Origin of the sequence: Rhodococcus sp. IEGM 1370 (genome assembly GCF_033142325.1) — a bacterium.
Lineage (GTDB): Bacteria > Actinomycetota > Actinomycetes > Mycobacteriales > Mycobacteriaceae > Rhodococcoides.
Genome location: NZ_JAWLRY010000004.1, coordinates 67095 through 92906 on the forward strand (window position 1 = coordinate 67095; position 25812 = coordinate 92906).

24 protein-coding genes and 1 pseudogene are annotated in these 25812 nt (G+C 65.2%); 18 read left to right on the forward strand and 7 right to left on the reverse strand.

The window, feature by feature from the left end; translation table 11 throughout:
- Nucleotides 1-10 precede the first annotated feature (10 nt).
- Nucleotides 11-1042, forward strand: a pseudogene (locus R4P47_RS08540) (alpha/beta fold hydrolase).
- 3 nt (nt 1043-1045) lie between these two features.
- Here the strand turns inward: R4P47_RS08540 and purU are convergent.
- Both purU and R4P47_RS08550 read right to left on the reverse strand, forming a co-directional pair.
- Nucleotides 1046-1930, reverse strand: coding sequence for a formyltetrahydrofolate deformylase (gene purU, locus R4P47_RS08545; protein WP_317784535.1), 885 nt, complete (start codon nt 1928-1930; stop codon nt 1046-1048).
- Between the two features lie 13 nt (nt 1931-1943).
- On the reverse strand, nt 1944-2786 hold the full coding sequence (locus R4P47_RS08550) for a class I SAM-dependent methyltransferase (protein WP_317784536.1): 843 nt from the start codon (nt 2784-2786) through the stop codon (nt 1944-1946).
- A 59-nt stretch (nt 2787-2845) separates the two neighbouring features.
- On the opposite strand from R4P47_RS08550, the gene deoC reads away from it, so the two are divergent.
- Entirely contained in the window at nt 2846-3499 is a 654-nt protein-coding gene (deoC, locus tag R4P47_RS08555) for a deoxyribose-phosphate aldolase (RefSeq protein ID WP_394855409.1), read from the forward strand.
- A gap of 61 nt (nt 3500-3560) precedes the next feature.
- On the opposite strand, the gene R4P47_RS08560 is transcribed toward deoC, so the two are convergent.
- A complete protein-coding gene (locus R4P47_RS08560) occupies nt 3561-4307 on the reverse strand; it encodes a DUF2993 domain-containing protein (protein WP_317784537.1) in 747 nt (248 codons plus the stop codon).
- Between the two features lie 110 nt (nt 4308-4417).
- Between R4P47_RS08560 and R4P47_RS08565 the strand changes: the two genes are divergently transcribed.
- The gene (locus R4P47_RS08565; protein WP_149406633.1) at nt 4418-5005 is read left to right on the forward strand and encodes a hypothetical protein; all 588 of its coding nucleotides are present in this window, start codon (nt 4418-4420) and stop codon (nt 5003-5005) included.
- Between the two features lie 52 nt (nt 5006-5057).
- Here R4P47_RS08565 and R4P47_RS08570 read toward each other — a convergent pair whose 3' ends face one another.
- From R4P47_RS08570 to R4P47_RS08580, 3 genes are all read right to left on the reverse strand, one after another.
- Nucleotides 5058-5756: a class I SAM-dependent methyltransferase gene (locus R4P47_RS08570; RefSeq protein ID WP_262498447.1), complete on the reverse strand. Its 699-nt coding sequence runs from the start codon at nt 5754-5756 to the stop codon at nt 5058-5060.
- Between the two features lie 142 nt (nt 5757-5898).
- The gene (locus tag R4P47_RS08575) at nt 5899-6402 is read right to left on the reverse strand and encodes a DUF2505 domain-containing protein (RefSeq protein WP_032380350.1); all 504 of its coding nucleotides are present in this window, start codon (nt 6400-6402) and stop codon (nt 5899-5901) included.
- A gap of 11 nt (nt 6403-6413) precedes the next feature.
- Nucleotides 6414-6923 carry a DUF2505 domain-containing protein gene (locus R4P47_RS08580; protein WP_068046123.1) on the reverse strand — a complete coding sequence of 170 codons (510 nt, stop codon included), beginning with the start codon at nt 6921-6923 and terminating at the stop codon, nt 6414-6416.
- A 57-nt stretch (nt 6924-6980) separates the two neighbouring features.
- Between R4P47_RS08580 and R4P47_RS08585 the strand changes: the two genes are divergently transcribed.
- From R4P47_RS08585 to R4P47_RS08595, 3 genes are all read left to right on the forward strand, one after another.
- Nucleotides 6981-7997, forward strand: coding sequence for a UDP-N-acetylmuramate dehydrogenase (locus R4P47_RS08585; RefSeq protein ID WP_317533403.1), 1017 nt, complete (start codon nt 6981-6983; stop codon nt 7995-7997).
- A gap of 62 nt (nt 7998-8059) precedes the next feature.
- A complete protein-coding gene (locus R4P47_RS08590) occupies nt 8060-9610 on the forward strand; it encodes an MBL fold metallo-hydrolase (protein ID WP_317784538.1) in 1551 nt (516 codons plus the stop codon).
- Nucleotides 9611-9694: 84 nt separating this feature from the next.
- The gene (locus R4P47_RS08595; RefSeq protein WP_317784539.1) at nt 9695-10891 is read left to right on the forward strand and encodes an Ig-like domain-containing protein; all 1197 of its coding nucleotides are present in this window, start codon (nt 9695-9697) and stop codon (nt 10889-10891) included.
- A 60-nt stretch (nt 10892-10951) separates the two neighbouring features.
- Here the strand turns inward: R4P47_RS08595 and R4P47_RS08600 are convergent, their stop codons facing one another.
- Entirely contained in the window at nt 10952-11707 is a 756-nt protein-coding gene (locus R4P47_RS08600) for an SDR family NAD(P)-dependent oxidoreductase (protein ID WP_068046115.1), read from the reverse strand.
- A gap of 330 nt (nt 11708-12037) precedes the next feature.
- Between R4P47_RS08600 and R4P47_RS08605 the strand changes: the two genes are divergently transcribed.
- The 12 genes from R4P47_RS08605 to R4P47_RS08660 all read left to right on the forward strand — a co-directional run bounded on the left by R4P47_RS08605 (nt 12038) and on the right by R4P47_RS08660 (nt 25625).
- Nucleotides 12038-13312: an ROK family protein gene (locus R4P47_RS08605; protein WP_317784540.1), complete on the forward strand. Its 1275-nt coding sequence runs from the start codon at nt 12038-12040 to the stop codon at nt 13310-13312.
- Between the two features lie 11 nt (nt 13313-13323).
- Nucleotides 13324-14202 (forward strand): alpha/beta hydrolase, encoded by an 879-nt coding sequence (locus tag R4P47_RS08610; RefSeq protein WP_317784541.1) that lies wholly within the window; start codon nt 13324-13326, stop codon nt 14200-14202.
- Between the two features lie 48 nt (nt 14203-14250).
- Complete coding sequence (gene mshA, locus R4P47_RS08615; RefSeq protein ID WP_176460405.1) at nt 14251-15579, forward strand: D-inositol-3-phosphate glycosyltransferase; 1329 nt, start codon at nt 14251-14253, stop codon at nt 15577-15579.
- Nucleotides 15576-16064: a YbjN domain-containing protein gene (locus tag R4P47_RS08620; protein WP_269595717.1), complete on the forward strand. Its 489-nt coding sequence runs from the start codon at nt 15576-15578 to the stop codon at nt 16062-16064. The genes mshA and R4P47_RS08620 overlap by 4 nt, the downstream gene beginning before the upstream one ends.
- A 57-nt stretch (nt 16065-16121) precedes the next feature.
- A complete protein-coding gene (locus R4P47_RS08625) occupies nt 16122-17570 on the forward strand; it encodes a nucleobase:cation symporter-2 family protein (protein WP_317784542.1) in 1449 nt (482 codons plus the stop codon).
- A gap of 71 nt (nt 17571-17641) precedes the next feature.
- Nucleotides 17642-18733 (forward strand): BMP family protein, encoded by a 1092-nt coding sequence (locus R4P47_RS08630; protein ID WP_300520106.1) that lies wholly within the window; start codon nt 17642-17644, stop codon nt 18731-18733.
- A 3-nt stretch (nt 18734-18736) separates the two neighbouring features.
- Nucleotides 18737-20239, forward strand: coding sequence for an ABC transporter ATP-binding protein (locus R4P47_RS08635; RefSeq protein ID WP_317784543.1), 1503 nt, complete (start codon nt 18737-18739; stop codon nt 20237-20239).
- The gene (locus R4P47_RS08640) at nt 20232-21470 is read left to right on the forward strand and encodes an ABC transporter permease (RefSeq protein WP_317548394.1); all 1239 of its coding nucleotides are present in this window, start codon (nt 20232-20234) and stop codon (nt 21468-21470) included. The genes R4P47_RS08635 and R4P47_RS08640 overlap by 8 nt, the downstream gene beginning before the upstream one ends.
- Nucleotides 21467-22735 carry an ABC transporter permease gene (locus tag R4P47_RS08645; protein ID WP_269595722.1) on the forward strand — a complete coding sequence of 423 codons (1269 nt, stop codon included), beginning with the start codon at nt 21467-21469 and terminating at the stop codon, nt 22733-22735. Before R4P47_RS08640 ends, R4P47_RS08645 begins: the two co-directional genes overlap by 4 nt.
- Before the next feature lie 99 nt (nt 22736-22834).
- Nucleotides 22835-24424, forward strand: a complete 1590-nt coding sequence (locus tag R4P47_RS08650) for an AMP-binding protein (RefSeq protein WP_317784544.1) — start codon at nt 22835-22837, stop codon at nt 24422-24424.
- Nucleotides 24425-24641: 217 nt separating this feature from the next.
- Nucleotides 24642-25208 carry a DUF3558 domain-containing protein gene (locus R4P47_RS08655; RefSeq protein ID WP_317784545.1) on the forward strand — a complete coding sequence of 189 codons (567 nt, stop codon included), beginning with the start codon at nt 24642-24644 and terminating at the stop codon, nt 25206-25208.
- A gap of 15 nt (nt 25209-25223) precedes the next feature.
- Entirely contained in the window at nt 25224-25625 is a 402-nt protein-coding gene (locus R4P47_RS08660) for a hypothetical protein (RefSeq protein ID WP_317784546.1), read from the forward strand.
- Nucleotides 25626-25812 lie beyond the last annotated feature (187 nt).

Consider the following 25812-nt stretch of genomic DNA (forward strand, 5'->3'; position numbering starts at 1 on the left):
GTGGAGGGGAATGTCAGTGGTTTCACGCAAGGTAATCGAACGCGCGCTGCTCGGAGTGGGCAGCGCGGCCGCGGCGGCCTCTGTCGGTGCATTCGTTGTCCGGCGGCGTCGCCTGCACTCGTTCACCAAGACGACCGACGTGCAGCCCGACGAGTTGCTCGAGCGCCCCACGTTCGAACCACACATCACCGAGGTGGTCACCGACGACGGTGCGCACCTGCACGTCCGTAGCTACGGGGACGCCGATGCCGAACCGATCGTCTTCAGCCACGGGTGGACCTGCTCGGCCGATTACTGGTACCCGCAGATCAATGCGCTTGCCGGCCGCTACCGCGTCGTCACCTACGACCAGCGCGGTCACGGTCGAAGCGACGTCGGGACGCGACCGCTGAGCCCCGACGTGCTGGCCGACGACCTCTCCGCGATCCTTTCCGCCACGGTGGCCGAGGACAACAAGGCCGTCATGGTGGGTCACAGCATGGGCGGCATGTCGATCATGGCCTGGGCCGGCAACTATCCCGAACAGGTCGACCGACTCGTCAGCGCTGTGCTCCTCGCCAGCACCGCGACCGACTCCCTGATTCGCGAAACCACCGTCATCCCGCTGCCGCAACGCTTTCCACGGGTCCCTACCCCGGTGGGGCGCGCAGTACTCGGCTCGGCACTTCCGTTGCGGCCGTCACCGGTGGTGCGCCAAGCCATCAAGTACATCTAGATGGCACCCGGAGCGACACCCGCCGAGGTGGCGTTCTGCGAGAAGATCGTCCTCGAATGCGCCCCGCGCACCCGCGGTATCTGGGGTGCAGCGCTCACCGACCTCGACATCCGCGAGGCCCTGGCGAACATGTCCGTCCCCACCAGCGTGCTCGTCGGATCTGCCGACCGCTTGACCCCACCGGTGCACGCGCGCAAACTCGCCCGCGCCCTGGACGATCACGATCACCTGAGCAGACTGATCGTGATCCCCGGCATCGGACACATGAGCTCCGTCGAGGCAATCGACGAATTCAACACCGAAGTGGTTCGGCTCCGGAATCTCTAGATTTCAGCTGAACACCACGGTCTTGCGGCCGTGCACCAGGACACGATCCTCCAGGTGCCACCGCAGACCGCGGGAGAGCACCAGTTTCTCGATGTCGCGGCCCTGACGCACCATGTCGACCACCTCGTCGGAATGATCGACGCGGATGACGTCCTGCTCGATGATCGGACCCGCGTCGAGCTCGGCCGTCACGTAGTGGCACGTCGCACCGATCAGTTTCACACCCCGCGCGAATGCCTGGTGGTACGGACGAGCGCCGACGAACGACGGCAGGAAGCTGTGATGGATGTTGATGGCGCGGCCAGCCCAGTGCGCGCACAGTGACTCGGGGAGAACCTGCATGAACCGTGCCAGCACCACCGCGTGCGGGTCGTAGGAATCGACCAGCGACCGCACCTCTTCGAAGGCAGGACCGCGCTCGGCCGGATCCTTCGCGAACTCGACGTGATGGAACGGTGTGCCGTGTGCGGCGGCGATCGGCTCGAGTGACTTGTGGTTGCCGATCACCGCGAAGATCTGAGCGGGCAGCTCGCCGCCCGCGGCGCGGCCGAGGAGGTCGTGCAAGCAGTGTGCTTCCTTGCTGACGAGCAGGACCACGCGCTTGGGCTCGCCCGAATCATGAAGTGTCCATTCGGTTTCCGGGCCGAGTTCGGCGGCCACCGCGGCGAAACGTGTGCGCAGCTCCTCGATGCTCATGTCCACTGACGACGCGCGTACGGCCTGCCGGGTGAAGAACCACCCGGTGTCGGGATCGGCGTGATAGGCGGCCTCGACGATCCATCCACCGACCTCGGCGAGGAAGGTCGAGATGCGGGCGACGATGCCCGTCTTGTCGGGGCAACCGAGCGACAGAACGTAACGGCGATCCTCGGATACGGAAGAACTCATAGCGCCGATTGTCTCAGGGCGTCCGCACCCCGGTTGCCACCAGTGTCCCGAGATCGATCGAGTCGATTCCACGCTCGGTCAGCAGCGCGGAGAACTCGGCACGGATCCGCGTCCGGGTCGCCTCGTCGAACGGTGTCAGCGCGCCCCGCATCGCGCTGCCCAGCACGAGATCCCACACGAACGACTCCGTCGCGGGAACGTGGTTGGACAGCTCCACGACCTCGACATCGGTGGTGCCTGCCGCGGTGAGCCATGCGGACAGAAGCTCTGCCGTCTCCATCCGCCGGATCGGGTGCTTGTCGTAACCGTCCTGCGCGAGTGGCCAGTCGTGCTCGCTCGGCTGCGAATGCGCGCCGATCACCTCGAAGTACGTGCCCGCGAACGCCTCGATCGCACCCTTGCGCCACACCGTCACCCCGACGCGACCGCCCGGACGAACCAGAGACACCAGACGAGCGAAATCCCCCTCGGGATCGGGCAGAAAGAAGATGCCGTACGAACAGGCCAACGCGTCGTAGCCGGCATCGGGAACCGTCGACGGCGGCTCCCACTCGGTGGCGTCGGCGAGGACGAAGTCGATGTTGCGCAGCGCGCGATCGGTGGCTTTCACGCGGCCCACCTCCAACAGGTCGTCGGCCAGATCGATGGCATGCACGAGACCGTCGGGGCCCACGGCCGCCGCCGCGGGAATCGCCGACGCCCCGGTGCCGGAACAGACGTCGAGAACCGCGTCCCCGGTGGCCAATTCGAGCGCGAAGGCGAGCGACTGCCCGGCCGGGCCCCACACCTGCGGCGTCAGGCCGTCGAACTCCCTGCTGGTGGCGTTGAAGGTGGCGGCGAGCGACGCTGCGGTCATGACCGAAAATCGTAGACCGACAGGGTTACGAATGGCAGAGCTGTGAAAAGCTGGACCGCATGACACTCACCCGCGCCGCCCTCGCCGGAATGGTCGACCACACGCTGCTCAAGCCCGAAGCCACGCAGGCCGACGTGGCCGCCCTCATCGAGGAAGGCCGCGAACTCGGAGTGCTCGCGGTGTGCGTATCGCCCTCGATGCTGCCGATTCGCGCCGAGGGAATGCTCACCGCCGTCGTCGCGGGATTCCCGTCGGGCAAGCATCACTCGTTGATCAAGGGATCCGAGGCCAGGCTCGCGGTGCAGCAAGGTGCCGACGAGGTCGACATGGTGATCGACGTCGGCGCGGCCATCGCGGGGGACTACAACGCTGTGCTGGCCGACATCGTCACCGTCCGCGAGGGGATCGCCGGAAGCGCGGTCCTGAAGGTGATCATCGAATCGGCAGCACTGTCCGACGAGGCGATCGTCGAGGTGTGCCGCGCGGCCGAGAAGGCCGGTGCCGACTTCGTCAAGACGTCCACCGGATTCCATCCGGCCGGCGGCGCGAGCGTCGAGGCCGTGCGATTGATGGCAGAGACCGTCGGCGGGCGACTGGGCGTCAAGGCCAGCGGCGGCATCCGCACCACGGACGCCGCCCTGGCCATGATCGATGCGGGCGCAACACGATTGGGACTGTCGGGAACACGCGCGGTACTGGACGGTCTGGGCTAGAGCGACTGCGTCGCACGTGCACGGTAACTCGTAGCAGGCTACGAGTTACCGCGCACGTGGGTTACGCGACGAGGGAGCAACCCTCGGGAGTCGGCTGGCTCTGATCCTGCTGGGTCACCGGAATCGTGTACTGCCCGCCTTCGAGGGTGAGCTCGATGCCGGAGTCGGTGACGGTCAGCGACGTCGGAGCCATGTCCAGCGGGTAGGCCTGCAGGCTGTCGGTCAGCACGCCGACGACGGAGTCGACCAGATCGGTGGGAATGCCGAGGCCCAGGATCGACGCGTCGACGGTCTGGACGTCGACTCTGCCGTCCACGACCTCCGGCTTGACGGTCAGATTCGCCAGAGCGCCGACGGCGAAGTCGAGGGTGCCCGCCGAGGCGTCCGAGGTGACGCCGGAGACGATCGCGCCGATGCCCTGGCTCTGCAGGGTGCGGGTGATGCCGTCGGTGGACCACGAGATGTCCGCACTCGAGCTGCCGATGGTGCCGCCGGAGTCGGCGGTCTGCGTCAGATTCAGGTCACGTGCCTCGGCCTGGACGACCATGCCCTCGGCGGGTCCGAAGCGTGCGTCGTTGCTGTCGACGGTCACCGAGGAGACCTTCTTGTCCACCAGTGAGAGCAGGACCGGCTTCAAGCCGAGACCGACCTCGACCTGGCTGCCGAGCTCGGATTCGAGCTGACCGGCGAGGCAGGATTTGATCTGCTGACGCACGAACAACTCGCCACCGATGATGGCGACGAGGAGGACGACAACGACGGAGACTGCGATCAGCGGTGCTGTGCTGCGCCTGGCTGTGGATGACATTCCTGGCAGTCTTCCCGATGATTCTGAGCAAGCTCTGTGAAACTCGCCGAACCTGTGTAGCCGGTACCAAACTTTGTGACCTGTAACACATTGTGACGTACTCTTGCGTTATGAGTACGACAGGACCGAGCGTGCACGAGCTGCACTCGTTGGCCACTCGTCAGGACGGCTATTTCACTGCCGAGCAGGCCGCTGAGCTCGGCTTCGATTCTGCGATGGTGCGCGTCAATCTGGCCACGAACACGTGGACTCGCGTCGAGCGCAACCTGTTCCGACTCGGCCAGTGGCCCCACAGTGAACTCGAGGTGTTCGCCATGTGGTGCGCCTGGTTCGGCGGCGAGGCCGTGATCTCGCACCAGAGTGCGGCCGAGCTGCACGGATTCGGGCACCTTCACCCGCAATTCGTGCACGTCTGCGCATTCGGCGACCTACGACTGACCGACACCAGGCTGGCGGTTCACCGTCTGCGGCTCGAGCCGCGGGACGTCGAATCGGCAGGCACGTTCAACCTCACCACCCCGGTGCGCACGGTGCTCGACCTCGCCGCAGGTGGCATCTCGCAGATCACCCTCGACGAGGTGGTGTGCGACGCCGTCGCGATCGGTCGCGTCGACCCGCACACGCTGTACACCGAGGCCGGAAACAGCACCGATCGAGTGGCCGAACGCGTCGAACTGGCACTGTCCGCCTGTACGTAGCCGCGAAATCGGGTGCAGCTGACCGCGCTCACCGCGGTCAGTTGCACCCGATTCACGGTGCAGGTGCGACCGAGGACCACGGGACCGTGAGCACGTTGTCTCGCATTCGTCGGCGGGGGAGTGTGATCGGAAGGCCTTGTTCGGCAAGCACTTTCATGGCCGCGCGCCATCGAATTCGAGGCCCGAACGGTGCCAGCGGTGCCGACACCGACCACGCTCTGTCGGCCCGTCGAAGCAGATCGTGCACGAGCTCACCCTCGATGTTGCGATGAATCAACACCTTCGGTAGCCGCTCCGCGATGTCCGACGGCATCTCGACGTCGAACGGATCCCATGCCAGCGTCAGTGAACGTGGCCCATCGGCGTCGAGCAACACCCAGGCGCAGCGTCGACCGAGCTCGTCGCAGGTGCCGTCCATCAGCAGGCCGCCCGGTGCCAGACCCGACAGAATGCGTTGCCAGGCAGCAGGTACCGCGTCCTCGGGATACTGCCGCAGTACGTTGAACGCCCGGACCAGGTTGGGGCGCAATCCCGCCAGCTCGAAACCGCCGCGGGCGAATTCCACGCCGTCACTCCCCGGAACGACGCGTGCGGGGTCGATCTCCAGACCGGTGACTCGAAGATCGGGCCGGACGGTGCGCAGCCGACCGGCCAGCTCGAGGGTCGTGTTCGGCATCGCCCCGTACCCGAGGTCGACGACGAGGGGATCGGGCGAGCCCTGCAGAACGCGTCGAACATCGGGACTGTGCATCAGCCACCGGTCGCTACGACGCAACCGATTGATGCCGGTGGTGCCGCGGGTGATGACGCCTTCGGGGGCAGGAGTGGAGCCTGCGGAACGACCCAGATGGGGAGTGGAGCCTGCGGAACGACCCCTGTTCGGACTGTTCAGTTCAGGCGTTCTTTTCGAGCCAGTCGGCGGTTACTTCGCCTTCGCCGCGCCACAGGTCGATGAGGTTGACGAGCATGAGTTGCTCGAGCTTGCCACCGATGAACGGTAGGAAGACCTTGGCCTCGGAGGAGGTGCGCAGCGTCGAACCGCCGTTGGTGGGGAAGAGCGAGGTGGTGCCCTTCAGCGAGCCGGGTCCGGCCGGAATCGACGCGTCGTAGTGGCCCGCGGTGACTTCCTCGTAGGCGTCGAAGTGCACGTTGCGGGTGATGACCATGTCTTTCTTCATCACCGTCTGCGCGATGTCGGGCAATTCGGTGCGCGGGATGACGTGGTGCATCACGATGTCGATTCCGGCGTCGGACACCTCGAAGCTCTTCAGCTCGTTCTCCGAGTACTTACGCATCTCCTCGATGCGCGCATCCCAGTGATCGCGACTGGAGAGCGCTGCATAGACCTGCTGCGTCGAGTGGGTGAACCGGGCGGAGTAGTTCATTCGGCGAGCCATAGTGCGCCAGGCTAGCCGTTGCCCTGCGCGGCGATCCAGTTACCGGTGAAGTCCTGCTCGTTGTCGATGAGCGAGAGCACCTGCTCGCTGATCATCGCTTCGATCTTGCCGCCGAAGATCGGGACCTTGACCTCGGTGGTGCCTGCCAGCGCGATGGTCGTCGTCTCGCCGGTGGCGTCGAGCGTGGTGGTGCCGGTGATGCGGGCCGGTGCGCCTTCGACGGTCGCTCCGAAGGTGCCGGCGGCGTGGGTACCGTCGAACGGTCCCCAGCTCTCGGTGCGTTCGATGATGAGGTCGCCCTTCTTGAACGCAGTCACCGCGGCCGGCAACTCCTCTTCGGGGACGGCCTGGGTCATGACGACGTCGATGGTGCCGTCGCCGACGGTGATGCTCTTCACGCTGGCGCTGGGGCCGCCGATCTGCTCGATGCGGTCCTTCCAGTACTGCTCGGACGTCAGTGCGGCGTGGACCTTGTCGGCGGAGGCGGGCACAGTCGAGCTGTGCTCAATGGGGCGAGGCATCCCCGCAGGTTACCGGGTGGGTCCGACGCTTGTGCGCGACCGGTAGCGTGAGAGTCCGTGCCTACTGCAATTTCGGAGCTCACCACCATTCGGGTGGGCGGCCCGGCCCGTGAATTCTGCGTCGCGACGACCGGCGACGAGTTGGTCTCCCTCGTGCGCGACGCGGATCGCGCGGGGACCGATGTGCTGGTCGTCGGCGGTGGATCCAATCTGGTCGTCGGCGACGAGGGGTTCGACGGCCGGGTGATTCGGGTGACCGGTTCGCGGCTGGAGATCGACGGCGAGATCGTCACGGTCGACGCGGGCGTCGAGTGGGATGCCGTCGTGCAGGCGACGATCGATGCGGGACTGTCCGGCATGGAGGCGCTGTCGGGCATTCCAGGAACCACCGGTGCGACGCCCATCCAGAACGTGGGCGCGTACGGCGCGTCGACGTCGGAGTTGCTGCACGCTCTCACCGTCTACGACCGACAGACCCAGGAGACTTCGGTGTGGACGCCGGAGCAGTGCGGATTCGGAACGCATCGATCGTCGGTGTTCAAGCGGTCCTCGCGGTACGTGATTCTGGATGTGACGTTCGCGCTGAAGAAGACGACCGAGTCGCTTCCGGTGCGGTACGCGGCGTTGTCGGAGCGTCTCGACGTGCAGATCGGCGACGTCGTACCGGTGCCGGACGTGCGCGCGGCCGTGCTGGCTCTGCGCGGCGAGCGGGGCATGGTGCTCGACGCGAGCGATCACGACACGTGGAGCGTCGGATCGTTCTTCCTCAACCCGGTACTGCCCGAGGTGCCCGAGGCCGCAGCGCACGCGCCCAGCTTCCCCGACCCCGCGGGAACCAAGATTCCGGCCGCATGGCTGATCCAGAACGCGGGCTTTCCGCGCGGTTACGGCACCGAATTCGGGCGCGGCACTGCGGCGTTGTCGTCCAAGCACGTGCTTGCCGTCACCAACAGGGGTGGGGCCACCGCGTCGGACATCATGGCGCTGGCTGCGCACGTGCGAGACGGCGTGCAGGAGAAGTTCGGCGTCACGCTCACGCCCGAGTGTGACCTCGTCAACTGCGCGCTCGGTTAGGGCAGGTCGAAACGGCGCATACGATGGAGCTTTGCAAGTGAAAGCTCGTAGGAGGTAAATCAGTGCAGGTCACCAGCGTGGGACATGCGGGATTCCATATTCGGACCGACGCCGGAAGCATCCTCTGCGACCCGTGGGTGAACCCGTCGTTCTATGCGTCGTGGTTCCCGTTTCCCGACAACTCGGGCCTGGACTGGGACGCTCTGGGTGATTGCGATTACCTCTACGTCTCGCACCTGCACAAGGACCATTTCGACCCGAAGAACCTGGCCGAACACGTCAACAAGGATGCGACGGTTCTGCTGCCGGACTATCCGGTGCTCGATCTCAAGCACGAGCTCGAGAAGCTCGGGTTCCACAAGTTCTACGAGACGACGGACTCGGTCAAGCACACGATCTCCGGGCCCAAGGGCGATCTCGACATCATGATCATCGCGCTGCGTGCGCCCGCCGACGGTCCCATCGGCGACTCGGGTCTGGTCGTCTCGGACGGCAAGACCGTCGCGTTCAACATGAACGACGCGAGGCCGGTGGACCTGGACGTGATGACCGAGAACTTCGGTCCCGTGGACGTGCACATGCTGCAGTACTCGGGCGCGATCTGGTACCCGATGGTCTACGACATGGTCTCGCGCGCGAAGAAGAACTTCGGCATCCAGAAGCGTCAGCGCCAGATGGATCGGGCGCGCCAGTACATCGAGCAGGTCGGCTCGACGTGGGTGATTCCGTCCGCGGGCCCGCCGTGTTTCCTCGACGACGATCTGCGCTCGCTCAACGACGTCTACGGCGACCCGGCCAACGTGTTCCCGGACCAGATGGTGTTCCTCGAGCAGATGCGTCTGCACGGGCACGACAAGGGCCTGCTGATGATGCCCGGAACGACGGCGACGTTCGAGGGCTCGGACCTGAAGTCGCACGAGCACCCGATCCCGACGGCCGAGGCCGAGGCCATCTTCACCACCGGCAAGGCCGACTACATCGAGGCCTACGCCCAGCGTCAGGCGTCGGTCATCGCTGCGGAGAAGGCAGCCTGGGCTCCGGCCGAGGGCGAGCCCCTGCTCGAGCCGATGCGAGGCCTGTTCGAGCCGATCATGGCGCAGACCGATCTGATCTGCGACGGCATCGGCTACCCCGTCGGAATCACGATGGGTGACGAAACCGTCGTGCTCGACTTTCCGAAACGAATTGTGCGCGAACCGATTTCGGATGAGAAGTTCCGCTACAGCTTCACCATCCCGCCGGAGCTGGTACGCACCGCCATACGCGACCAGGAGCCGGACTGGGTCAACTCGATCTTCCTGTCCACCCGCTTCCGGGCCCGACGCGTCGGCGGCTACAACGAATTTCTCTACACGTTCTTCAAGTGCCTCACCGACGAACGCATCGCCTACGCAGACGGTTGGTTCTCCGAGGCGCACGACGACACCGCCACGATCACGATGGGCGGCTACGAGATCCAACGCCGCTGCCCACACCTGAAAGCGGACCTGACGAAATTCGGCATCGTCGAGGGAAAGAAGCTCACCTGCAACCTGCACGGATGGGATTGGAACCTCGAGACCGGCCGCTGCCTCACCTCGAAAGGCCACGAACTGCGCACACGCAAACTCTGAGTCATTCCGCAGGCTCCACTCCTGCACCTGTGAGACTGCCCCCAAAAATCGGGGTAGTTCGCAGACGCAGGTACGTTGGACAACGTGCATGAGCAGGTAGAACAGACAAAACGGACGCGCACGGTGTGGTTGATCGCCGTGCTCGTCGCCTTGGTGGCACTCGTGGCAGGCTGCACCGTCGGATCGGGCGAGGGCGGATCGGGTGCCGCGGCCCCGACCACCGAGGCAGCTCCCGTCGCCCAGGTCACCGAGAACCCGGTCGCAGGTGCCGTCGACGTCAGTCCCGTCGCCCCAATCTCGGTCTCGGTCGCCGACGGAACGCTCACCCAGGTGGCGTTGACCAACCCCGACGGCAAGGTCGTCCAGGGGGCGCTCTCGCCCGACAAGACCTCGTATGCCGTCACCGAGCCTCTCGGCTACGGCGTGCAGTACACGTGGTCGGGCACCGCCCTCGGCAGCGACAACAAGACCGTCGACATCACCGGGGCCTTCACCACCGTCGAACCCGACAGTCGAACCTCGGTGAGCACCAACATCGGCGACGGCCAGGAAGTCGGCATCGCCGCGCCGATCATCCTGCAGTTCGACTCGGCCATCGCGGACAAGGCCGCCGTCGAGAAGGCATTGACGGTGACCACCAACCCGCCGACGCCCGGCGCGTGGGCCTGGTTCCCGGACGACAACGGCTCGCGCGTGCACTGGCGTCCCACCGACTACTGGGCTCCCGGCACGACGGTCTCGGTGGACGCCAAGCTCTACGGCGTGAGCTACGGCGACGGCGCGTACGGTGCCAACGACGTCACCCTGAACTTCAGCATCGGACGCAGCCAGGTGGTCGTCGCCGACGCGACCAGCCACCGCATGCAGGTGGTGCGTGACGGCCAGACGATCATGGACATCCCCGTCAGCTACGGCGAGGGCAACGAGGACCGCAACGTCACCCGCAGCGGCATCCACGTCGTCACCGAGAAGCACGAGGACTTCCTGATGTCCAACCCGCCGTTCTACGAGAACGTTCGCGAACGCTGGGCGGTGCGCATCTCCAACAACGGCGAATTCATCCACGCCAATCCGCTGACCACCGGAGTGCAGGGCGCGTCGAACGTCACCAACGGGTGCATCAACCTCTCCGACGCCGATGCGCAGGAGTACTTCCAGACGGCGATGTACGGCGACCCCGTCGAGGTCACCGGAACTCGAATCGACCTCTCGGCAGCCGACGGTGACCTGTACGACTGGGCCATCGACTGGCCGACGTGGGAGTCGATGGGAGCGGCGTAGCCGCAGGTGAGCGAAAACTCGTAGCAGGGGTCGAGTTTCCGCTCACCTGCGGCGAAGCCGCTACGTGCGGGAGAAGCGCCCCGGACCGGCCTGATCACGTGGCTTGATGATGATCTGGTCGAGGTTGACGTGCGAGGGGCGCGAGGCCACGAAGCCGATCACCTCGGCGATGTCGCTCGCCACCAGCGGCGTGATGCCCTGGTAGACCGCGTCGGCCTTGGCTGCGTCGCCGTCGAACCGGACGAGCGAGAACTCGGTTTCCACGGCACCCGGCGCGACCTCGGTCAACCGCACCGGCTTGCCCAACAGTTCGCCGCGCAGCGTCCGATGAAGCACGGCCTGAGCGTGTTTGGCCGAGGTGTAGCCCGAACCGTTGTCGTAGGCCTCGAACGCCGCGACAGATGTGATGGTGACGATCAGGCCGTCACCGGAGTCGATCAGCTTGGGCAGCAACGACTTCGTCACCCGCAATGTACCGAGCACGTTGGTCTCCCACATCCAGCGCCAATCGTCGAGGTCGGCGTCGATCACGGGGGCCAAGCCCTTCGCGCCACCGGCATTGTTGATCAGCACGTCGACGCGGGGAATGACGGCGGTGAAGGCGGCGACCGAATCCTCGTCCGTCACATCGAGTTCCAGGGCAGTACCACCGATCTCCGACGCCAACTCCTCCAGCCGGTCGAGGCGGCGGGCTCCGATCACGACGTGGAATCCGTCGGCGGCGAGTTGGCGGGCGGTGGCCGCGCCGATGCCGGAGCTCGCTCCGGTGACGACGGCGATTCGGGCATCGGGGGAAATGTGTTCGGACGAGGTCATGGCGAAATTCTATGCCCGGCGTACCCCGTGCTTTCCGATGCCCGATTGGACATCGGACGCGAGGGTGCTAATTTTGGACTCATGTCCGCCAGTGAGACCACCGCGATGCGGGTCACCTATGTGACCGCGTCCCTCGGTTCTCGCTTGCCGCTTCCTCGGGAACTGTGTTGTACCGGCCAAGGAATCTGTCTCTAGCCTTTCGAGCTACGGGCAGTCGATTCGCGTGCCGTAGTCCCTTCGTGGCCGCCGCACTCACCCTTGACCTGCATCACTTCGCTCTTCCGTCGTTGTCCATTCACGGCGGAGGTCTGCCACTGAGGACCACAACGGATGTCCGTATCAACGCTGCACCACCACTCCGGCCCCACCTCCCTGCGGTCTCTGCCGAGGCCTCGATCGCGCGTCCAACTCGTCGCACCCGATCTGCGGATCGCCGACAGTCCCGCCGCGTCGGTGCTTCGAGTCGCCTGCGTCGAAGGCCCCATCTCGCGCGAACGTGCCGCTCGCGCAACCGGTTCGAGTATCGCCACGGTCAACCGTCAGGTGTCGGCCCTGCTCGCCGTCGGACTGCTCCGTGAGCGCGCAGACCTGACGGCACCGGGGGCAATCGGACGCCCACGGGTGCCGTTCGAGGTCAACCACGAACCGTTCTCGACCATCGGCATCCACATCGGAGCCGTCGTCACCGGCATCACCGTCAGCGATCTGCGGGGGCGCATTCTCGGTGCCGTCGAAATACCCACGCCCGCCGGCTCTTCCGAGACAGCTCTTGCCTCCGTCACCCGTAGCGCACATGCCTTTGCCGGACGCTGGCATCGCCGCACCCCGCTGTGGGTCGGGGTGGCGATCGGTGGACGCGTCGACACCACGAGCGGCACCGTCGACCACCCGCGGTTGGGATGGGAGAACGGCCGAGTCGCCGGCATCATCGGCGGTGGCCTGGGGCTGCCGATCTCGGTCTCCGGCCACGTCGAGGCCATGGCGGCGTCGGAGCTGCTCCTTGCGCCGCGGCTGTCGGACAGCGATGTGGCGCAGAGCACCAGCGGAACGTCGCTGTACTTCTACGCCCGTGAGACCGCGGGCATGGCGCTGACCATCGACGGCCGCGTGCACACCCCCACGAGCGGACCGGGCTCCATCGCGCATCTACCCACCGGATCGTCGGCGCTGTGCGACTGCGGAAATCGCGGATGCCTCGAGGCATCCGTCAGTGATCGAGCGGTGGTCGCCGCAGCCGTGGACCGCAAAATTGTTGCGCCGCAACCTCGTCCGAGTATCAATGCGGTGTATCGAGCAGCGCAGAGCGGCTCGGAGGCGGCGCGGGAGCTGCTCGTCGAGCGGGCGCAGATTCTGGGTCGGACGGTGGCGCTGCTGCGCGACATGTTCAATCCGGACCGCGTCGTACTCGGAGGTCAGGCCTTCACGGCGTACCCGGCCGGAATTCCGCACGTGGGACAGGCCTTCGCTACCTATTCGACGTTGGAGCGCAGGGACATTCGGGTGACCGGCTTCGGTGACAAGGTGCAGGAGTATGCCGCAACTGTGGTCTCCCTCAGCGCCCTGTACTCCGATCCGCTCGCCTCGATGCGCAGGGCCGCCGCGTAGGTTCACTCACTATGAGCAAGCCCGATACGAGCACCCGTGCAGTAGGACCGATTCGTCAGGCCACCGGCATCGACGGAGCCAACATCGTCTACCGCGTCAGCGGTGACCCTGCGGCGCGGCCACTGATCCTGCTGCACGGGTGGGCGCAGAGCTCGGCCTGCTGGGGCGAGGGACTGCTGGCCGACCTGGCGGAACGCTACCGCGTTCTCGCGGTGGATCTACGCGGACACGGCTACTCCGACGCCCCGTCGGCCGGTTACGAAAACCCGAAGAACTGGGCGGGAGACGTGGCTACCGTGCTGGCCGCCGAAAACATCACCGCCGACGCGGTGCTGCTGGGTTGGTCGTACGGCGGACTGGTGATCTGCGACTACCTCGCCGAACACGGCACGGGCGCGGTGGCGGGCATCGTGCTCGTCGGCGCGATCACCAGCATCGGCAGGGGAGAGGCAGGCGGCCGCGTCGGGACGGCGATGCGAGCGGCGATCCCCGGAGCGATGGCCGAGGAGCCTCGCGTCGCGATCAAGGCGCTCGGAAGTTTCGGGCACGCGCTGACCGGGCCAACGGACGGTAAGGGTACGGAAGCGCAGGCGCTGTTCGGGCTGACACTGTCCACGAGGCCACGGGTTCGCGCCGCCCTGTTCGATCGAGCGGTCGGCCACGACGACCTGCTGCGCGGCCTCGACATCCCGGCGTTCGTGCTGCACGGAACCGAGGACACCGTCGTCGACGTCTCTGCCGGACGGCACGCTGCTGAGCTGATTCCCTCGGCGGTGGCGTCGTATTGGGAGGGCGTCGACCACGGCCCGTTCGTAGCCGATCCGCAGCGATTCCTCACCGAGGTGAGCGAGTTCGTCGACGGTCTCGGTGTGACGCAGGGCCAGCCGTGAGAAGGGGTAGTTATCGAGACGTAATGTGGAGGCGTGCACACTGAAGAAGTGACTGGACGCCAGCTGAACAGGGTCGCTGTGTTGTCCTTGCATACCTCCCCGCTGGCGCAGCCCGGAACGGGCGATGCGGGCGGCATGAACGTCTACGTGCTGCAGAGCGCTAAAGAGCTGGCCAAACGAGGTGTGGAGGTCGAGATCTTCACCCGCGCGACGGCGTCGACCGATGCTCCCGTCGTAGAGGCAGCTCCCGGTGTGCTGGTGCGCAACATCGTCGCGGGTCCGTTCGAGGGCCTGGACAAGCACGACCTGCCCACACAGCTGTGCGCCTTCGCAGCCGGGGTGCTGCGCGAGGAAGCGCGCCACGAACCCGGCTACTACGACCTGGTTCATTCGCACTACTGGCTCTCGGGGCAGGTCGGCTGGCTGGCGCGCGATCGCTGGGGAGTGCCACTGGTCCACACCGCGCACACTCTCGCCGCGGTCAAGAACGCGTCTCTGGCGCAGGGCGACTCGCCCGAGCCCGCCGCGCGTCAGATCGGTGAGCAGCAAGTCGTGGCCGAGGCGGATCGGCTCATCGCCAACACCACCGAGGAAGCGAAGTCCCTCGTCGAGATCTACGGAGCGCAGCAGGGTTCGATCGACGTGGTTGCTCCGGGAGCCGATCTGGCGCAATACAATCCGGGGGACAAGCTGGCGGCGCGCGCCGAACTCGGGTTGAATCCCGACGAGTCGATCGTCGCATTCGTCGGACGCATCCAGCCGCTCAAGGCCCCCGACGTATTGATCGCCGCGGCTGCCGAAGTGCTGCAGCGCAATCCGAGAACACCACTGCGGGTCCTCATCGTCGGCGGCCCGTCCGGCAGTGGACTGGATCGACCCGACAGCCTCATCGATCTGGCCGAGAACCTCGGGATAGCTGCTCGGGTGACGTTCATGCCGCCGCAACCGTCGGCGCGCCTGGCCCAGATCTACCGCGCCGCGGACATCGTCGCCGTGCCGAGCTACAACGAATCGTTCGGCCTGGTCGCCATCGAAGCCCAGGCCTGCGGAACTCCTGTCCTGGCCGCCGATGTGGGCGGACTCGGCGTGGCGGTGCGGTCGGGCGAAACCGGACGCCTGGTGCAGGGCCACCGCACCGACGATTGGGCGGATGCGCTGTCGTCGATGCTGTCGGACCCAGTTGCGTTGGCCGACATGGCGACCGCAGCACCGCTGCACGCCCGCAACTTCTCGTGGGAGCACACCGCCGACGGACTCATCGAGAGCTACCGGCAGGCCAAGTTCCACTTCGACCGCGGTGAGGGACCGAGCGAGTTCTCTCCGCGCCGCGTCAGAGGATTGTCGAAACTACGCAGATCAGGAGCTGTGACTGCATGAGCGAGACTGCCGAACTGATCGACCGGGCACTGAAGGACCGCGAGCTGGACTACACCCGGCGCGGTGACGTGTTCACCGTCGAGTTGCCGGGGGAACGCAAACTCAAGACGACGACGATGCTGACCGTCGGGCATCACGGGGTCCGCATCGAGGCGTTCGTCTGCCGCAAACCCGACGAGAACTTCGAGGGCGTCTACAAGTATCTGCTGCGACGCAACCGCCGCCTGTACGGAGTCCATTACACGATCGACAAGGTCGGCGACATCTACCTCGTCGGCCGAATCTCGTTGCACGCCGTCACCGGTGACGAACTCGATCGCATTCTCGGCCAGACCCTCGAGGCCGCCGACGGCGACTTCAACGTGCTGCTCGAACTGGGATTCGCCGAGTCCATCAAACGCGAATGGGCATGGCGCGTCTCGCGCGGCGAATCGTTGGCGAACCTGAAGGCATTCGAGCATCTGGTGGACAAGCGGGAAGCGTAACTCGCCGGAAATGGGACGGCGTTGCTGCCGGTAACGTCCGGTTCCTAGCCTGAGGCCATGACCAGGCCAGAGGACGCTCGCCCACCGGTGCTGCAGATGTTCGGCTACGGCCTGCAACACATTCTCTCGATGTTCGGCGGCGTCATCGCCGTTCCGATCATCGTCGGTGGAGCGGCCGGACTGTCGGGGACCGATCAGGCACTGTTGATCTCCTGCGCACTGTTCGTCAGTGGCGTGGCAACTGTGCTGCAGACGGTCGGCATACCGTTCTTCGGCTCGCAACTGCCGCTGGTGCAGGGCATTTCGTTCGCGTCGGTCTCGACGGTTCTGACGATCATCGGTAGTGCGGAGGACGGGCGAACCGGACTGCGAACGGTACTCGGAGCCGTTCTGGTGGCCGCGCTGATCGGATTGGCCATCGCTCCGTTCTTCTCCAAGATCGTTCGCTTCTTTCCGCCGTTGGTGACCGGAAGCATCATCACCGTCATCGGACTGTCCCTGATGCCGGTGGCCGCGCGCTGGATCACCGGCCAGGAGATGGTGGGCGGAGCACCGAACCCGAACTATCTGGACCCCGGCAACATCGGGCTGGCGATGTTCACCCTCCTCGCCGTGTTGGTGATGACCAAGATCCCCGGACTGTCGCGGCTGTCGATCCTGCTCGGACTCGTCGTCGGCACCATCGCGGCACTGATCGTCGGCAGGACCGACTTCGACGGCGTCGCCGACGCGTCCGTGGTGGCCGTCCCGACACCCTTCGCTTTCGGCTCGCCGATCTTCGCGGTCGGTGCGATCGTGTCGATGACCATCGTCATCCTGGTGATCATGGTCGAGACCACCGCCGACATCCTCGCCGTCGGCGAAGTGGTCGGAACCGACGTCGACTCCAAGCGCGTCGGCGACGGCCTGCGCGCCGACATGGTCTCCTCTGCCGTCGCCCCGATCTTCAACACCTTCCCGGCCACAGCCTTCGCGCAGAACGTCGGCCTGGTCGCGATGACCGGCATCAAGAGCCGCTTCGTCGTCGCTATGGGCGGTGGCGTGCTTGCGCTGCTGGGCCTTTCGCCGATTCTCGCGGCCGTCGTCGGGGTCGTCCCGTTGCCCGTGCTCGGTGGCGCAGGAATCGCGCTGTTCGGAACCGTCGCCGCCAGCGGTATCCGCACCCTCGGCAAGGTGAACTACGACAACAACTCCAACGTGGTCATCGTGGCGGTGACCTTGGCGTTCGGCCTCATACCTGTTGTCGCGAGCGACTTCTGGGACGAGTTCCCGGACTGGTTCGTCACGATCTTCCACTCCGGAATCAGTGCCGCCAGCATCGTCGCGGTGGTACTCAACGTATTCTTCAACGTGTTCAAGCCCGGTACTCCGCCGAACCCCTCGGTGGTGGCAGCGGGGCCGGCAGTGATGGTGCGTGAGGACGAAGCACGAATACTCCGTGAAGGCGGCAGCTTGCCCGACGATCTCTCTTCCGAGAAGGCCGTGCCCGACAAGACACCTGAGTGAAATCCTGCGCACCCTCGCCCGCGCGAGTAGCGTCCCGACCCAGACGAAGTACACCTAAATTGGAGGACATCTTGTCATTCGTTACCCGCACGAGTACGCGGAAGGCAGCACTCGGCGGCGTCGCGTCGCTCGGTGCCATCGCCCTGATCGCAGGCTGTGGATCTGCCCCCGAAGACGAAGGATCGGGCGGAGGCGGATCGAGTGACTTCCTGCCCTGCATGGTCTCCGACAGTGGCGGATTCGACGACAAGTCGTTCAACCAGCTCGGGTTCGAGGGCCTGACCGAAGCCTCCGAGGAGCTCGGCGTCGAGCCACGCACCGTCGAGTCCGCGTCGCCCACCGACTACGGCCCCAACATCAACAACCTCGTCGATCAGGGCTGCAACCTCATCGTCACCGTCGGATTCGATCTGGCCGACGCCACCAAGGTCGCCGCCGAGGCCAACTCCGACATCGACTTCGCGATCATCGACGACTCCACCATCGATCTGCCGAACGTCAAGCCACTGACCTACGACGCGTCGCAGTCCGCATTCCTCGCCGGCTACGCGGCCGCCAGCTACAGCACAACCGGAGTGGTCGGTACGTTCGGTGGCTCCCAGCTGCCGACCGTCACCATCTTCATGGACGGTTTCGCCGACGGTGTGAACTACTTCAACGAGCAGAAGGGCGAGGCAGTCCGCGTCATCGGCTGGGACGTGCCCTCGCAGAACGGCTCGTTCACCGGCGGATTCACCGCCAACGAGGTCGCCAAGAACACCGCCCAGGGTCTGATCGACCAGAACGCCGACGTCATCTTCCCGGTCGGTGGACCCATCTATCAGAGTGCGGCACAGGCCATTCGGGACTCCTCGCGTCCGGTCGCCCTCATCGGCGCCGACGCCGACGTCTTCGAATCCGACCCGTCGGTCGGCGACCTGTTGCTGACCTCGGTGACCAAGGGGCTCAAGACCAGTGTGAACGAGGTCGTCGCCAACTCCGGTGCCGATGCGTTCGACAACACCCCGTACGTGGGCACCCTGGAGAACGACGGCGTCGGTATCGCACCGTTCCACGACTTCGAGTCCGAGGTCGACCCCGCACTGCAGGGCGAGCTGGACACGATCAAGGCCGGCATCATCGACGGATCCATCACCGTCGAGTCTCCCTCGGCACCCAAGTAGTTCATGAAGCTCGAACTTCGCGGTATCACCAAACGATTCGGCTCGTTGGTTGCCAACGACCACATCGATCTGACTGTCGAATCCGGCGAGATCCACTGCCTCCTCGGCGAGAACGGTGCAGGCAAGTCCACGTTGATGAACGTGCTCAGCGGTCTGTATCGCGCCGAGGAGGGCCAGATCCTGCTCGACGACGTCGAGCAGAACTTCGCCGGACCGGGCGAGGCCATGACTGCCGGGATCGGCATGGTGCATCAGCACTTCATGCTGATTCCGGTGTTCACCGTTGCCGAGAACATCGTGCTCGGCAACGAAACCACCTCGCTCGGTGGACGTCTCGACCTCGTGGCAGCGCGGAAGCTGGTGCGGGAGATATCCGCGAGGTTCGGCTTCGACCTCGATCCCGATGCTCTCGTCGACGACCTCCCCGTCGGCGTGCAGCAGCGGGTCGAGATCGTCAAGGCACTCTCTCGTGAGGCCAAGGTGCTCGTGTTCGACGAGCCGACGGCCGTCCTGACTCCGCAGGAAACCGACGATCTGATGCGGATCATGCGGGAACTCGCGGCGTCGGGCACCACGATCGTCTTCATCACCCACAAGTTGCGCGAAGTGCGCGAAGTAGCCGACAAGATCACCGTCATCCGGCTCGGCAAGGTCGTCGGAGAAGCGAAGCCGACCGCCAGCAACACCGAGCTCGCTGCGTTGATGGTGGGACGAGATGTGCAGCTGACCGTTTCGAAGGACCCGGCCACGCCCGGTGCTGCGGCGTTGGTGGTCGAGAACCTGTCGGTCTTCGACGCCCAGGGCAACAAGACCGTCGACGACGTCAGCCTCGAAGTCGCGGCGGGGGAGATCCTGGCCATCGCCGGCGTGCAGGGCAACGGTCAGACCGAGTTCGTCGAAGCCCTACTCGGGTTGCAGGACAACGTATCCGGCAAGATCAGCCTCGACGGCAACTCGCTGGTCGGGTCGACGGTGCAGGACGTGCTCGACGCCGGCGTCGGCTTCGTTCCGGAGGATCGGACCGTGGACGGCTTGGTGGGCGAGTTCTCCATCGCGGAGAACCTGATGCTCGATCGTTCCAACAGCATGCCGTTCGTGCGGCGCGGTGCGGTGCAGCGCGAGTATCTCGAGACGTTCGCGTCGGAGAAGCTCAGCGAATTCGACGTTCGCGCACCGGGAATCGGCACCGCCGTCGGACGCCTCTCCGGTGGCAATCAGCAGAAGGTTGTGCTTGCGCGAGAGCTGAGCCGAGACCTGCGTCTGTTCGTCGCAGCGCAGCCCACTCGCGGAATCGACGTGGGATCCATCGAATTCGTACACAAGCGCATCGTCGCCACCCGGGATTCGGGGATCCCGGTCATCGTGGTGTCGAGCGAACTGGACGAGGTCGCCGCACTGGCCGACCGCATCGCCGTCATGTATCGAGGAGCAATCGTGGGAATCGTCCCCGGGGATACGTCCCGCGAAACACTCGGCTTGATGATGGGCGGTGAACGTGGTGAGTGAGGCCGAACAGCCCCCCAAATCCCAGGAACCGTCGAAAGCGCATGTGGTGCTTCGGCAGATCTTCACCGGCAGTGCGATCATCTCGGTTCTCGCAGTACTCCTCGCGCTGATCGTGGGTGCGGTGCTCATCGCCGCCACCAACTCCGGCGTCCAGGAATCGGCCGGGTACTTCTTCTCCCGTCCCTCGGACATGCTGACGGCGATCTGGGATTCTGTCTCCGGGGCGTACTCGTCGCTGTTCCAGGGTTCGGTCTACAACTTCCGACGACCCGGATTCGAGAACGGCATCCGGCCACTGATGGAGACTCTGACCTTCGCCACCCCGCTGATCGTCGCCGGACTCGGTGTGGCCCTTGCCTTCCGTGTCGGCATGTTCAACATCGGTGGTCGAGGCCAGATGCTCATCGCCGCGGCGTGCGCCGGCTGGGTCGGGTTCGGCGTGAACCTGCCTGCCGGGTTGCACCTGTTGGTCGCCGTTCTCGCCGGTGTTCTCGGCGGCGCAGTGTGGGGCGGCATCGCCGGATTCCTCAAGGCGCGCACCGGCGCACACGAGGTAATCGTCACCATCATGCTCAACTACATCGCGTTCTATCTCGTCGCGTACCTCCTACGCACTCCCGGCGCTCTGCAGGCCCCGGGATCGAACAACCCCAAGACCGCGCCCATCGCGTCGACGGCGGTGTTCCCGAAGCTCTTCGGCGACCGATACAGCCTGCACCTCGGTTTCGTGCTGGTGATCTTCGTGACGATCGCGGTGTGGTGGCTGCTCGAGCGATCGAGCCTCGGATTCCGTTTCCGCGCTGTCGGCGAGAACCCGCACGCGTCCCGCGTTGCCGGTATGAACGTCAACCGGATATACCTGTACGCCATGATCATGTCCGGTGCGCTCGTCGGTCTGGCCGGAGTGTCGCAGGTACTGGGCACCGTCACCACCGGCTTCAGCGCCGACATCGACGCAGGCATCGGATTCGACGCCATCACCGTCGCACTGCTCGGCCGATCGAAACCGTGGGGCGTGTTCGTCGCGGGAATCCTGTTCGGCGCGTTCAAGGCCGGCGGATTCGCGATGCAGGCAGGAGAGGGCATCCCCATCGACATCGTGCTCGTCGTGCAGTCCGTGATCGTGCTGTTCATCGCCGCACCGCCGCTCGTGCGAGCCGTGTTCCGATTGCCGAAACCAGGAGAAGAGAAACTCGCGAAAGCCGAGACCGCGAAGGTGGGTGCACTGTGACCACCTCGACCGACACCGCCGCTGAAGCGGTACTCGGCCGGAGCTGGAAGGTACCGTCGATCCTCGGACTCGTGACGCTGCTGGCCCTGCTGCTGTTCGTGGTCCGAAAGGGCTCGGGAACAAGCACATTCGCGCTGGCGTCAGAGGACGACTTCTTCGCACTGCCGGCAGTGGGCGTGCCGTCGTACGGCACCGGTCTCGTCGTGGTGGTACTGCTGGCCGTCATCACCGGCTACGCGGCGTTCCTCGCCTCGCAGTACCGCTCGACGCCACTGTGGCTGCTGGCCGTGTTCGCGGTGCTGTTCGTCTTCGGTTTCCTCGCCTGGGCAGCGGATGGCGAGACCATCCCGGTGCCCGGATTGCTCATCGGCGCAGTCGCTTTGAGCACGCCCCTGATCTTCGGTGCCATGGGCGGCGTCATCTCCGAGCGAGTCGGCGTCATCAACATCGCCATCGAAGGTCAGCTTCTCGCTGGTGCTTTCGTCAGCGCCGTCGTCGCGTCGATCACCGGTTCGACCTATGTCGCACTGCTCGCCGCTCTGATCGCCGGAGCGCTGACCGCGTCGTTGCTGGCGGTGTTCTCCATCCGCTACTTCGTCAACCAGGTCATCGTGGGTGTGGTGCTCAACGTGCTGGTCGTCGGATTGACCAGCTTCCTGTACTCGGTGGTGCTGACCAAGAACGCCGAGACGCTCAACTCGCCACCACGGTTCGGGCGCATCGACATCCCGGTGCTCTCGCAGATTCCGATTCTCGGACCGGTCCTGTTTCGGCAGACACTCATCGTGTACCTGATGTACATCGCCGTCGCGCTCGTGTTCTTCGGCCTGTTTCACACCAAGTGGGGACTGCGACTGCGCGCCGTCGGCGAGCATCCCCAAGCCGCCGACACCGTCGGAATCAACGTCGCACGCACCCGGTTCTGGAACGTCTGCCTCGCCGGTGCCATCGCCGGACTCGGTGGTGCGTACTTCACCCTCGGTTCCGTCGGCGCCTTCGGCAAGGAGATGACAGCCGGTGCCGGCTACATCGCTCTCGCCGCAGTGATCTTCGGCCGCTGGGATCCGGTACGCGCGACGCTGGCCGCACTGCTCTTCGGATTCGCGTCGAACCTGCAGAACGTACTGGGCATCATCGGCTCGCCCGTGCCCAGCGAATTCATGTTGATGCTGCCCTACGTGGTGACCATTTTCGCCGTCGCAGGCCTGGTGGGCCATGTTCGTGGGCCGGCCGCGGCAGGCAAACCGTACGCGTCGCGAAGTTAGCGCCCGCACTACCTGACTCAGCGGTAGGGTCGCTGTCCGTTGTGACCGCTTTCACTGTAGGGTTCGGTCATTGTTGCCGCCGTTTTTCGAAGGAGAGCCATGAGCTTCCGCAGTCCCTTTCCCGATGTCGAGATTCCCGACCTCAGCGTCTACGACTTCCTGTTCGGATCGATCGCCGAGTCCGACCTCGACAAGCCTGCACTGATCGACGGAACCTCGGGTGACGTCACCACGTACAAGACGCTGATCGGTCAGATCGACGCCATCGCGGGTGCTCTGGCCGCACGTGGACTCGAAGTCGGCGACGTCGTCGGACTCCACTCGCCGAACGTGCCCGCGTTCGCGTCGGTGCTGCACGGCATCCTGCGCGCAGGCGGAACCGCAACGACCATCAACGCGCTGTACACGGCCGAGGACATCGCCAAGCAGCTCACCGGCTCCGGCGCGAAGTTCCTGTTCACCGTCTCCCCGCTGTACCCGCAGGCCAAGGCTGCCGCGGAGAAGGTCGGCCTCGACGCCGATCACGTCATCGTGCTCGACGGCGCAGAGGGCCACCCGAACCTGCGCGACCTGCTCACCCAGGGTGCACCTGCCCCCGAGGTCTCGTTCGATCCGGCGACACACGTCGCAGTGCTGCCGTACTCCTCCGGTACGACGGGTGTGCCGAAGGGCGTCATCCTCACCCACCGCAACCTCGTCGCGAACGTGGCGCAGATGGAACCGCGCGTGGGCATCGACAGCAACGACGCGATCCTGGCGCTGCTGCCGTTCTTCCACATCTACGGCCTGACGGTGCTGCTCAACATCGCCCTCAAGCTGCGCGCGCACCTGGTGACGATGCCGAAGTTCGACCTCGTCGAATTCCTGCGGATCATTCAGGATCAGAAGCTGACGTACCTGTTCATCGCACCGCCGGTGGCCGTCGCGCTCGCCAAGCACCCGATGATCGATCAGTACGACCTCTCCAGCGTGCACACCATCTTCTCCGGTGCGGCACCGCTGGACGAGGAGCTCGGCAAGGCCGTCGCGAAGCGTCTGAACACGCGAGTGCGTCAGGGCTACGGCATGAGCGAGCTCAGCCCCGTCAGCCACGCCATCCCGTTCGATCGCGACGACATGCCGCTCAGCTCGGTGGGTCAGCCGCTGGCGAACACCGAGAACAAGCTCGTCGACCCGGGCACGCTCGAGGAGATCGAGCTGCCCACAGAGGGATTGAGCAAGCCCGGTGAGCTGTGGGTCAAGGGACCGAACGTGATGGTCGGGTACCTCAACAACCCCACCGCCACCGCCGAAACCCTCGACTCCGACGGTTACCTGCACACCGGCGACATCGCCGTCGTCGATCCGGAGGGCGTCGTCTACATCGTCGACCGCCTCAAGGAACTGATCAAGTACAAGGGCTACCAGGTGCCCCCGGCCGAGCTCGAAGCCCTGCTGCTGACACACGAGGAGATCGCCGACGCCGCCGTCATCGGTGTGCTCGACGACGAGGGCGAAGAAATCCCCAAGGCATTCGTCGTCCGCCAGCAGGGTGCCACCATCGACGAAGAGGGCATCATCGCCTTCGTCGCCGAGCGCGTGTCGCCGCACAAGAAGGTGCGACGCGTCGAGTTCATCGACATCGTCCCGAAGTCCGCGGCCGGCAAGATTCTGCGCAAGGATCTGCGCGCCGCGGAGGCCGGAAAGTAAGACTCCGATTCACATCGACACCCCGTCCCACACTCAGTGGGGCGGGGTGTTGTTCGTGTGCAGTTGCTGGGGGACCTCACACCCTTTTTGTGGACTGCGCGGCTGTGATCCGAGCCGAGTGTGGGCGCGCGGTTGGCACTAGGTGTGTGAGGTTGCTGGTACCGGGTGGGTGTTCGCCGCGTCCAAGGGGTGGGTGGGTTCGACGAAGGGGAGCGGTGTGAGCGTGACGCGGTGGTGGGTGGCAGGTCTGGTCGGGGTGGTGGCGTCGGTCGCTGGATGTGGCGGGGCGACCGAGGATGCGCCGGTTGCGGAGTCGTCGACGAGCTCGGTGGTTGCGACACCGGTGGCCGACGAGCCGTGGGATCCCTGCGCCATTCCGGACAGTGCCGTCGAGGCTGCGGGGTTGGATGTGGAGAGCAAGAGTACGAATCTGTTCGGAGACGCGCCGCTGTCCGACGATTGGATGACCTGTATCTGGACGGATCCTGACCCCGGGTCGTGGTATTTCCTGGGAGTGTTCTCGGGCTTCCAGTCATTGGACGATCTCCGGAATAACGACCGCTTCGGCCAGTTCTCGAAGGTCGAGGAACTGGGCGGCTATGAGTTTCTGCGCGCAGACCGACCTTCCGGTCGCAGTTGCGGATTCGCGCTCGAAGTTGAACAGGGACTGGTGTACTTCGTTCTCGACACAATGGGTTCCGAAGAGCCACAGGGCGACCCATGTGTGGAGATCATGCGGATCGCAGGCTCACTGCACTCGTCGCTGCCTCCGGCAGCAAGTTGACTGAAGGAGGCTTTGGTGGAAACTAACGTCGATAGTCTTGCAGCGTTGATGCAGCAGTGGCGCAACCTGTCCGAGCAGGCGGCCGCGGGGGCGCTCGAGATTCCGGAGGGCGTGGCGTTCGAGTGTGACCAGGCGTGCGCCGAATACCTCAGACACCTGAATGGCATGTTGCAAAAGACGGAGTTTCTCGTGGATCTCGAAGCCTTCGGCACGCTTCCGTCAGCCCAACAGCTGGGTCGCAAGTTCAAACGACTTGCCGATGGGGAAGAAAGGTCGGCGGCTGTGGCGATCAGGCAACACATCGAGGTCGTTCAATTGATGCGATCGGTGTTTCGACGCTATTTCGTCGAGACCGAACAAGTCGATCGGAGTGTGGGAGCTCGGATCGGCGATATCGGGTCGGGTCTGGGCGGATAGCCCGCAACCTCACACCCTTTCTGCACACCTCACACCCCTGGCATGACGTGAACTCGGGCGCTCGGTCGGCAAAAAGGGTGTGAGGTCCCGCGACCCCGCGCGACCCCCGCAGCGAAGCGTCGAATATTGTCTGAAATGTCCGTAATAGCAACTCTCGCAACACAATCGAGACAACATTCGCGAATCG

Coding starts and splice junctions, on each gene's coding strand:
- purU (WP_317784535.1), bottom strand. CDS start 1,930: ATGAGTTCTTCCGTATCCGAGGATCGCCGTTACGTTCTGTCGCTCGGT.
- R4P47_RS08550 (WP_317784536.1), bottom strand. CDS start 2,786: ATGACCGCAGCGTCGCTCGCCGCCACCTTCAACGCCACCAGCAGGGAG.
- deoC (WP_394855409.1), top strand. CDS start 2,846: ATGACACTCACCCGCGCCGCCCTCGCCGGAATGGTCGACCACACGCTG.
- R4P47_RS08560 (WP_317784537.1), bottom strand. CDS start 4,307: ATGTCATCCACAGCCAGGCGCAGCACAGCACCGCTGATCGCAGTCTCC.
- R4P47_RS08565 (WP_149406633.1), top strand. CDS start 4,418: ATGAGTACGACAGGACCGAGCGTGCACGAGCTGCACTCGTTGGCCACT.
- R4P47_RS08570 (WP_262498447.1), bottom strand. CDS start 5,756: ATGCACAGTCCCGATGTTCGACGCGTTCTGCAGGGCTCGCCCGATCCC.
- R4P47_RS08575 (WP_032380350.1), bottom strand. CDS start 6,402: ATGGCTCGCCGAATGAACTACTCCGCCCGGTTCACCCACTCGACGCAG.
- R4P47_RS08580 (WP_068046123.1), bottom strand. CDS start 6,923: ATGCCTCGCCCCATTGAGCACAGCTCGACTGTGCCCGCCTCCGCCGAC.
- R4P47_RS08600 (WP_068046115.1), bottom strand. CDS start 11,707: ATGACCTCGTCCGAACACATTTCCCCCGATGCCCGAATCGCCGTCGTC.
- R4P47_RS08605 (WP_317784540.1), top strand. CDS start 12,038: ATGTCCGTATCAACGCTGCACCACCACTCCGGCCCCACCTCCCTGCGG.
- R4P47_RS08610 (WP_317784541.1), top strand. CDS start 13,324: ATGAGCAAGCCCGATACGAGCACCCGTGCAGTAGGACCGATTCGTCAG.
- R4P47_RS08620 (WP_269595717.1), top strand. CDS start 15,576: ATGAGCGAGACTGCCGAACTGATCGACCGGGCACTGAAGGACCGCGAG.
- R4P47_RS08625 (WP_317784542.1), top strand. CDS start 16,122: ATGACCAGGCCAGAGGACGCTCGCCCACCGGTGCTGCAGATGTTCGGC.
- R4P47_RS08635 (WP_317784543.1), top strand. CDS start 18,737: ATGAAGCTCGAACTTCGCGGTATCACCAAACGATTCGGCTCGTTGGTT.
- R4P47_RS08650 (WP_317784544.1), top strand. CDS start 22,835: ATGAGCTTCCGCAGTCCCTTTCCCGATGTCGAGATTCCCGACCTCAGC.